At 68.7% G+C, this 7837-nt stretch carries 7 protein-coding genes and 1 pseudogene; 7 read left to right on the top strand and 1 reads right to left on the bottom strand.

What is annotated here, in order from left to right; translation table 11 throughout:
* Window positions 1-1396 (bottom strand): FAD-binding protein (locus tag AO501_RS19995; protein ID WP_055579358.1); only part of this gene is annotated, 1396 nt, incomplete at its 3' end.
* A 64-nt stretch (window positions 1397-1460) separates the two neighbouring features.
* Between AO501_RS19995 and AO501_RS19990 the strand changes: the two genes are divergently transcribed.
* The 7 genes and pseudogenes from AO501_RS19990 to AO501_RS19960 all read left to right on the top strand — a co-directional run bounded on the left by AO501_RS19990 (window position 1461) and on the right by AO501_RS19960 (window position 7753).
* Window positions 1461-3101: an acyl-CoA carboxylase subunit beta gene (locus AO501_RS19990; RefSeq protein ID WP_055579355.1), complete on the top strand. Its 1641-nt coding sequence runs from the start codon at window positions 1461-1463 to the stop codon at window positions 3099-3101.
* Window positions 3101-3361: pseudogene (locus AO501_RS19985) on the top strand (acyl-CoA carboxylase subunit epsilon); the annotation flags it as partial. The gene AO501_RS19990 and the pseudogene AO501_RS19985, both read left to right, overlap by 1 nt.
* Complete coding sequence (locus AO501_RS19980; protein WP_055579353.1) at window positions 3358-4008, top strand: Maf family protein; 651 nt, start codon at window positions 3358-3360, stop codon at window positions 4006-4008. The pseudogene AO501_RS19985 and the gene AO501_RS19980, both read left to right, overlap by 4 nt.
* 11 nt (window positions 4009-4019) lie before the next feature.
* Complete coding sequence (locus AO501_RS19975) at window positions 4020-4508, top strand: pyridoxamine 5'-phosphate oxidase family protein (RefSeq protein WP_055579352.1); 489 nt, start codon at window positions 4020-4022, stop codon at window positions 4506-4508.
* Window positions 4509-4522: 14 nt separating this feature from the next.
* Window positions 4523-5413, top strand: coding sequence for a sulfurtransferase (locus AO501_RS19970; protein WP_055579351.1), 891 nt, complete (start codon window positions 4523-4525; stop codon window positions 5411-5413).
* Window positions 5413-5832: a SufE family protein gene (locus AO501_RS19965; RefSeq protein WP_055579350.1), complete on the top strand. Its 420-nt coding sequence runs from the start codon at window positions 5413-5415 to the stop codon at window positions 5830-5832. Before AO501_RS19970 ends, AO501_RS19965 begins: the two co-directional genes overlap by 1 nt.
* A gap of 127 nt (window positions 5833-5959) precedes the next feature.
* Window positions 5960-7753 (top strand): acetyl/propionyl/methylcrotonyl-CoA carboxylase subunit alpha, encoded by a 1794-nt coding sequence (locus AO501_RS19960; protein WP_055579349.1) that lies wholly within the window; start codon window positions 5960-5962, stop codon window positions 7751-7753.
* Window positions 7754-7837 lie beyond the last annotated feature (84 nt).

The following is a 7837-nucleotide window of genomic DNA, read 5'->3' as shown; positions in this document are numbered from 1 at the left end:
CGGCGGTGTCGGTGCGCAGCCCGCCCTTGGTGCCCAGGTCCGAGATGCCGAAGGCCGCGGCGTGATACGGCGGCGTGTCCAGGGGCACCAGTGGTGAGGCACCTTGGGAGAAGGCCCGATCGAAGGCCTCGTCGCCGCGGCCGAAATCTTCGTCGGCGCCGGCGGCGGCAAACGCGTTGAATCGAGCGACGGTCGCGGCCAACCGGTCGCCGGGCACACCGATCCTGACCGCCAGATCTTCGAGCGTGTCGGCGGTGTGCCACAGCCCGGCGTCTACGTACTTCTGCGTCTCGACAATGGAGACGTTGGCGGCCTTGACCGGCGGCCGTTCGCCCTCTTTGTCGTCGTAGATCATCCAGTAGGGCAGGGTCAGCGAGCCGTCCTGCAACTGGGCGATGATCTCGCGGCCGGCCCGGTCGTAGGCCCGGGACTCGTTGACGAACCGGTTGCCGTCCTGGTTGACGAAGATGCCGCCGGTGAACCACAACGCGAAGGCGGAGCGCCCGTCGGGATGGTTCATGCCCGGCGACCACCACGCCTGGTCCAGCAGGTCGGTGTCCGCACCCGCCGCGATCCCCGCCTGCAGCGCCCGGCCCAGGCTGCCCGGCCCGCCCATGGTGTCGCGCGCGACTCCGGGCACGCCGTACCGGCTGCGCAGCTCATCGTTGCCCTCGAAACCGCCCGCGGCCAGCAGCACGCCGCGACGGGCGCGGATAGCCCTGCGCGTGCCCTCGCTCTCGACGATGGCGCCCTGCACGGCGCCGTCGGTGACGACGAGTTCGACGAGCTCGGTATCGCGCCGCAGCGACGCGTTGGGGTACTGGCCGATGGCCTTGAGGAACCGGGCGATCAGCGCCCGGCCGCCGATGTAGTAGTCGGGCGGGGTGGGCGCCCCGAGCCGGTCGGTATCCAACGGACCCCGGATCGCGTCGCGCAGCTCGGGGGCGGCGGCCACCTTCAGGGGCTTCGCCGCGATGTGACGCTGGCCGTCCAGGCGGGCCTTCGGCGCCTTGCCGTAGTAGTCCGGCCACGGCAGCGGCACGAACTTCAGGTCAGGGTCCTGCTCCAAGTATTCGATCAGCGGGGCGCCGCCGCGGACGAAGGTTTCCTGCAGTTCGCGGGGCGTCCGGTCCCCCACGACCGCGTGGTAGTAGGTGAGCGCGTCCTCGATGGTGTCGTCGGTGCCGGCGCGTTGCAGCACCGGATTGCAGGGAAACCACACTCCGCCGCCACCGGAGTACGCCGTGGTGCCTCCGAACCGGTCGGTCGCCTCAATGAGCAGCACGTCGAGACCTTCGCGGGCGGCGGTGTAGGCGCCGGTGACACCACCTCCGCCGGACCCGGCGACCAGGACATCGTGCTCCTCTGACCAGTCCATCGCACCAGGGCCACCCATGACCGGAGACTACTTAAGGGCTGCTTAAGGACCGGGCAGGGGGCTGCCGATAACATCGACTCCCATGACAAGCGTTGCGGACCACACGGCGGAACCCGCTGCCGAGCACACCATCGACATCCACACGACGGCGGGCAAGCTCGCCGAACTGCACAAGCGCCGGGAAGAGTCGCTGCATCCGGTCGGTGAGGCCGCCGTCGACAAGGTGCATGCCAAGGGCAAGCTGACGGCCCGCGAGCGCATCACCGCGCTGCTCGACGAGGACTCGTTCGTCGAGCTGGACGCGTTGGCCAAGCACCGCAGCACCAACTTCGGCCTGGAGAAGAACCGTCCGGTCGGCGACGGTGTGGTCACCGGTTACGGCACCATCGACGGGCGCGATGTGTGCATCTTCAGCCAGGACGCCACCGTGTTCGGCGGCAGCCTGGGTGAGGTCTACGGCGAGAAGATCGTCAAGGTGCAGGACCTGGCCATCAAGACGGGCCGGCCCCTGATCGGCATCAACGACGGCGCCGGCGCCCGCATCCAGGAAGGCGTCGTCTCCCTGGGCCTGTACAGCCGGATCTTCCGCAACAACATCCTGGCCTCGGGCGTCATCCCGCAGATCTCGCTGATCATGGGCGCCGCCGCCGGTGGGCACGTCTACTCCCCCGCCCTGACCGACTTCGTGATCATGGTCGACCAGACCAGCCAGATGTTCATCACCGGGCCCGACGTCATCAAGACCGTCACCGGCGAAGACGTCACCATGGAAGAACTCGGCGGCGCCCACACCCACATGGCGAAGTCGGGCACGCTGCACTATGTCGCGTCCGGCGAACAGGATGCCTTCGACTGGGTCCGTGACCTGCTGAGCTACCTGCCGCCCAACAACGCCACCGATGCCCCCCGCGAGCCGTTCCCGGTGCCCGTCGGCGCGATCGAGGACAACCTCACCGACGAGGACATCGAACTGGACACGCTGATCCCGGACTCGCCCAATCAGCCCTACGACATCCACGAAGTGATCACCCGCATCCTCGACGACGACGAATTCCTGGAGATCCAGGCGGGTTACGCGCAGAACATCGTGGTCGGGTTCGGCCGCATCGACGGCCGGCCGGTCGGGCTGGTGGCCAACCAGCCCACCCAGTTCGCGGGCTGCCTGGACATCAACGCCTCGGAGAAGGCCGCCCGGTTCGTCCGGACCTGCGACTGCTTCAACATCCCGATCGTCATGCTGGTGGACGTGCCGGGCTTCCTGCCGGGCACCGGCCAGGAATACAACGGCATCATCCGCCGCGGCGCCAAGCTGCTGTACGCCTACGGCGAGGCGACCGTCCCGAAGATCACCGTCATCACCCGCAAGGCCTACGGCGGCGCCTACTGCGTCATGGGTTCCAAGGACATGGGTTGCGACGTGAACCTGGCGTGGCCGACCGCGCAGATCGCGGTGATGGGCGCCTCGGGTGCCGTCGGCTTCGTCTACCGGCAGAAGCTGGCCGAAGCGGCGAAGAACGGCGAGGACGTCGACGCGCTGCGGCTGGAGTTGCAGCAGGAGTACGAGGACACGCTGGTCAACCCCTATATCGCAGCCGAGCGCGGATACGTCGACGCGGTGATCCCGCCGTCGCACACCCGCGGTTACATCGGGACGGCGCTGCGCTTGCTGGAACGCAAGATCGCAGTGCTGCCGCCGAAGAAGCATGGGAACATTCCGCTGTGAGCGACGACGTGAGCGACGTGAGCGAAGCCGTGGAGGCGCAGGCACCGCACCCGCACGAGCCGCACATCCAAGTGCTCCGGGGGCACCCTACCGACCAGGAGCTGGCCGCTCTGGTCGCCGTCCTGGGCACCATCGGCCACGCGCCGGAGCCGGCCCCGCCCGAGCCGTCTCGGTGGGGCCTGCCGGTGGACAAGTTGCGCTACCCGGTCTACAGCTGGCAGCGCATCACCCTGCAGGAAATGACACACATGCGCCAATGACGCGGCTGGTGCTCGGGTCGGCCTCGGCCGGCCGGCTCAAAGTGCTGCGTCAGGCCGGCGTCGACCCGCTGGTGCGCGTCTCCGGCATCGACGAGGACGCACTGATCGCGGCGCTGGGGCCCCGCGCCGCTGCCGACGAGGTGGTCCGCGCGCTGGCGCGCGCCAAGGCCGAACATGTGACGGCCACGCTCGAGGAGCGCGAGGTGACCGCCGACTGCGTCGTCCTCGGCTGCGATTCAATGCTCTATCTGGACGGCCGACTTTGCGGCAAGCCGGTCTCGACCGACGACGCGCGCCGGCAGTGGCGGGCGATGGCCGGGCGCACCGGGCGGTTGCACACCGGACACTGCCTGATTCAGCTGCGGGACCACGCCGTCGTCCGCGTGGAAGCCGAAACATCAATCACCACAGTGCATTTCGGCACTCCGGCGGATTCCGACCTGGAGGCCTACCTGGCCAGCGGCGAGCCGTTGCGGGTCGCCGGCGCGTTCACCCTGGACGGGCTGGGCGGGTGGTTCATCGACGGCGTCGGCGGCGATCCGTCGACCGTGATCGGCGTGAGCCTGCCGCTGCTGCGCGCTCTGCTGCTGCGGTGTGGGTTGTCGGTGGCCGAACTGTGGACGGGAAACGTCGGACCCTCGTCCTAGCGTGGTCAACCATGGCTACCTGGACCGAATTCACCGCGCAGGCACCGCAGATCTCCACCACCTTCAGCCGCCGCCATCGCGCCGCGCGCAACCTGTGCATGCTGGCCACGCTTCGCTCGGACGGCTTCCCGCGGATCAGCCCGATGGAGCCGCGGATATTCGAGGACACGCTGTGGATCTCCGGCATGCCGGACACTACGAAATACCGCGACCTGCAACGGGACCCGAGGTTGTGCCTGCACACCGCGACGGTCGACACCGAGGTCACCGACGGCGACGCGAAGCTGTGGGGCCGGGCCTACACGGTGCCCTACGGCGATCAGCATCAGCGCTTCGCCGACGCATTGTTCGACGACATAGGCCTGGATCTCCGCGGCCAGGAGTTCGACCTCATCGGCGTCGACCTCACCGGGGCGTCGGCGGTCCACGTCAGCGACGGCCACCTGGACGTCACCATCTGGAAGCCGGGACAGGCCGAGCGGGTGGTGCGCAAGCACTGAGTAGGCTTTGAAACGTGCCGCTTCCACCCGATCCCAGCCCCACCCTGCAGGCCTACGCCCATCCCGAACGGCTCGTCACCGCCGACTGGCTGTCCGCCAACCTGGGCTCGCCCGGTCTGGCGATCGTCGAATCCGACGAGGACGTGTTGCTCTACGACGTCGGCCACATCCCCGGCGCCGTCAAGATCGACTGGCACACCGACCTCAATGACCCGCGCGTGCGCGACTACATCAACGGCGAGCAGTTCGCCGCGCTGATGGACAGCAAGGGCATCGCCCGCGACGACACCGTGGTGATCTACGGGGACAAGAGCAACTGGTGGGCGGCCTACGCGTTGTGGGTCTTCACCTTGTTCGGTCACCCCGATGTGCGGTTGCTCAACGGTGGACGCGATCTCTGGCTGTCCGAGCGGCGCGACACCACGCTGGACGTCCCGCACCGGACCTCGTCCGGCTACCCGGTCGTACAGCGCAACGACGCACCGATTCGCGCCTACAAGGACGACGTGCTGCAGGCCCTGGGCAGCGAGCCGCTGATCGACGTACGCTCCCCCGACGAATACACCGGCAAGCGCACCCACATGCCCGACTACCCCGAAGAGGGGGCGCTGCGCGCCGGCCACATCCCCACCGCGCGCTCCATCCCGTGGGGCAAGGCGGCCGATGAGAACGGGCGCTTCCGCAGCCGCGAGGAATTGGACGAGCTGTACGGGTTCCTCGAGCCCGACGACAAGACCATCGTCTACTGCCGCATCGGCGAGCGATCCAGCCACACCTGGTTCGTGCTGACCCATCTGCTGGGCAAGCCGGACGTCCGCAACTACGACGGTTCGTGGACCGAGTGGGGCAACACCGTGCGGGTGCCGATCGTCGCGGGGTCCGACCCCGGAGCCGTCACCGGCTGATGAGCATGCCGGCGCCCCTGGCGGAAGTGGTGTCCGACTTCGCCGAGGTCCAGGGCCAGGACAAGCTGCAGCTGCTACTGGAGTTCGCCAACGAGCTTCCCCAGTTGCCGCCCGATCTGGCCGAGGCGGCGATGGAGCCGGTCCCCGAGTGTCAGTCGCCGCTGTTTCTGCATGTCGACGCCAGCGACCCGCAGCGGGTGCGACTGCACTTCAGCGCTCCCGCCGAAGCACCCACCACCCGCGGATTTGCCGCCATCCTGGCGGCGGGGCTGGACGAGCAACCGGCCGACGCGATCCTGGCGGTGCCGGAGGATTTCTACACAGAACTCGGTCTGGCCGCTCTGATCAGCCCACTTCGGCTGCGCGGGATGTCGGCGATGCTGGCGCGAATCAAGAGGCGGCTGCGCGAAGGCGCCTGAATAGGGAACCGCCTGCCCGGGTCCGCGGCGCGCCGCATAAACTTCCCCCGACAAGACTTGTAAGAAAATCTCTTAAAGAGAAATCTCTTCCAGAGACTCCCAGAAGACGTCGATACAGGAGGCGCCAGTGCCCAGTCACGCCAGCTCGAGGATCTCCAAAGTTCTGGTCGCAAACCGCGGTGAGATCGCGGTCCGGGTGATCCGGGCGGCCCGGGACGCCGGACTGGCCAGCGTGGCTGTTTACGCCGAACCCGACGCCGAGGCGCCGCACGTCAGCCTCGCCGACGAGGCGTTCGCGCTGGGCGGGCAGACCTCGGCCGAGTCCTACCTGGACTTCGGCAAGCTACTGGACGCGGCCGCCAAGTCCGGCGCCAACGCCGTGCACCCCGGCTACGGCTTCCTCTCGGAGAACGCCGACTTCGCCCAGGCGGTGATCGACGCCGGGCTGATCTGGATCGGGCCGAGCCCGCAGTCGATCCGCGACCTCGGCGACAAGGTCACCGCCCGCCACATCGCCGCGCGCGCCCAGGCCCCGCTGGTGCCCGGCACGCCGGATCCGGTCAAGGACGCCGACGAGGTGGTCGCCTTCGCGCAGGAGTACGGCGTGCCGATCGCCATCAAGGCCGCCTTCGGCGGCGGTGGACGCGGTATGAAGGTGGCCCGCACGATCGAGGAGATCCCTGAGCTGTTCGAATCGGCCACGCGTGAGGCCGTCGCCGCCTTCGGTCGCGGCGAGTGCTTCGTGGAGCGCTACCTCGACAAGCCCCGCCACGTCGAGGCGCAGGTGATCGCCGACCAGCACGGCAACGTCATCGTGGCCGGCACCCGCGACTGCTCGCTGCAGCGCCGCTTCCAGAAGCTGGTCGAGGAGGCTCCGGCGCCGTTCCTGACCGATGCGCAGCGCAAGGAGATCCACGAGTCGGCCAAGCGGATCTGCAAAGAGGCGCACTACTACGGCGCCGGGACCGTCGAGTACCTGGTGGGCCAGGACGGCCTGATCTCCTTCCTCGAGGTCAACACCCGTCTGCAGGTCGAGCATCCGGTCACCGAGGAGACCGCGGGCATCGACCTGGTGCTGCAGCAGTTCAAGATCGCCAACGGCGAGAAGCTGGACATCACCGAGGACCCGACGCCCCGTGGCCACGCCATCGAGTTCCGGATCAACGGCGAAGACGCCGGACGCGGCTTCCTGCCCGCCCCCGGTCCGGTCACCAAGTTCCACCCGCCGAGCGGCCCCGGCGTCCGACTGGACTCCGGCGTCGAGACCGGCTCGGTGATCGGCGGCCAGTTCGACTCGATGCTGGCCAAGCTCATCGTGTACGGCGCCGACCGTCACGAGGCCCTGGCGCGCGCCCGTCGCGCCCTGGACGAGTTCCAGGTCGAGGGGCTGGCAACGGTGATCCCGTTCCACCGCGCCGTGGTCTCCGACCCGGCGTTCATCGGCGACGACGACGGCTTCACCGTGCACACCCGCTGGATCGAGACCGAGTGGGACAACCAGATCGAGCCCTTCACCGGCGGCGAGCCCATCGACGAGGAGGAGAGCCGGCCGCGGCACAAGGTGGTTGTCGAGGTCGACGGCCGCCGGGTCGAGGTTTCGCTGCCCGGAGATCTGGCGCTGTCCAATGGCGCGCCCGACGCCGTGGGGGTGGTGCGCCGCAAGCCCAAGCCGCGCAAGCGGGGTGCGCACTCCGGTGCAACGGCCTCCGGTGACGCGGTGACGGCACCGATGCAGGGCACCGTCGTGAAGGTCGCCGTGGAGGAAGGCCAGGAGGTCGCCGCCGGAGACCTGGTGGTAGTCCTGGAGGCGATGAAGATGGAGAACCCGGTCACCGCGCACAAGGACGGTGTGATCACCGGCCTGGCCGTGGAACCCGGTGCCGCCATCACTCAGGGCACGGTGCTCGCCGAAATCAAGTAGCCGGGGCGCGTTGGGTGTGCGCCCACCGCGTTGGGTGTGCGCTCACCACGGCCGACACGCCGGTGCAGCCGCAGTGGCCGCACA

This window comes from Mycobacterium gordonae (assembly GCF_001417955.2).
GTDB classification, from domain to species: Bacteria; Actinomycetota; Actinomycetes; order Mycobacteriales; family Mycobacteriaceae; genus Mycobacterium; species Mycobacterium gordonae_B.
This window is presented reverse-complemented; position numbering and strand designations above follow the sequence as displayed.

Coding starts and splice junctions, on each gene's coding strand:
- AO501_RS19990 (WP_055579355.1), top strand. CDS start 1,461: ATGACAAGCGTTGCGGACCACACGGCGGAACCCGCTGCCGAGCACACC.
- AO501_RS19980 (WP_055579353.1), top strand. CDS start 3,358: ATGACGCGGCTGGTGCTCGGGTCGGCCTCGGCCGGCCGGCTCAAAGTG.
- AO501_RS19975 (WP_055579352.1), top strand. CDS start 4,020: ATGGCTACCTGGACCGAATTCACCGCGCAGGCACCGCAGATCTCCACC.
- AO501_RS19965 (WP_055579350.1), top strand. CDS start 5,413: ATGAGCATGCCGGCGCCCCTGGCGGAAGTGGTGTCCGACTTCGCCGAG.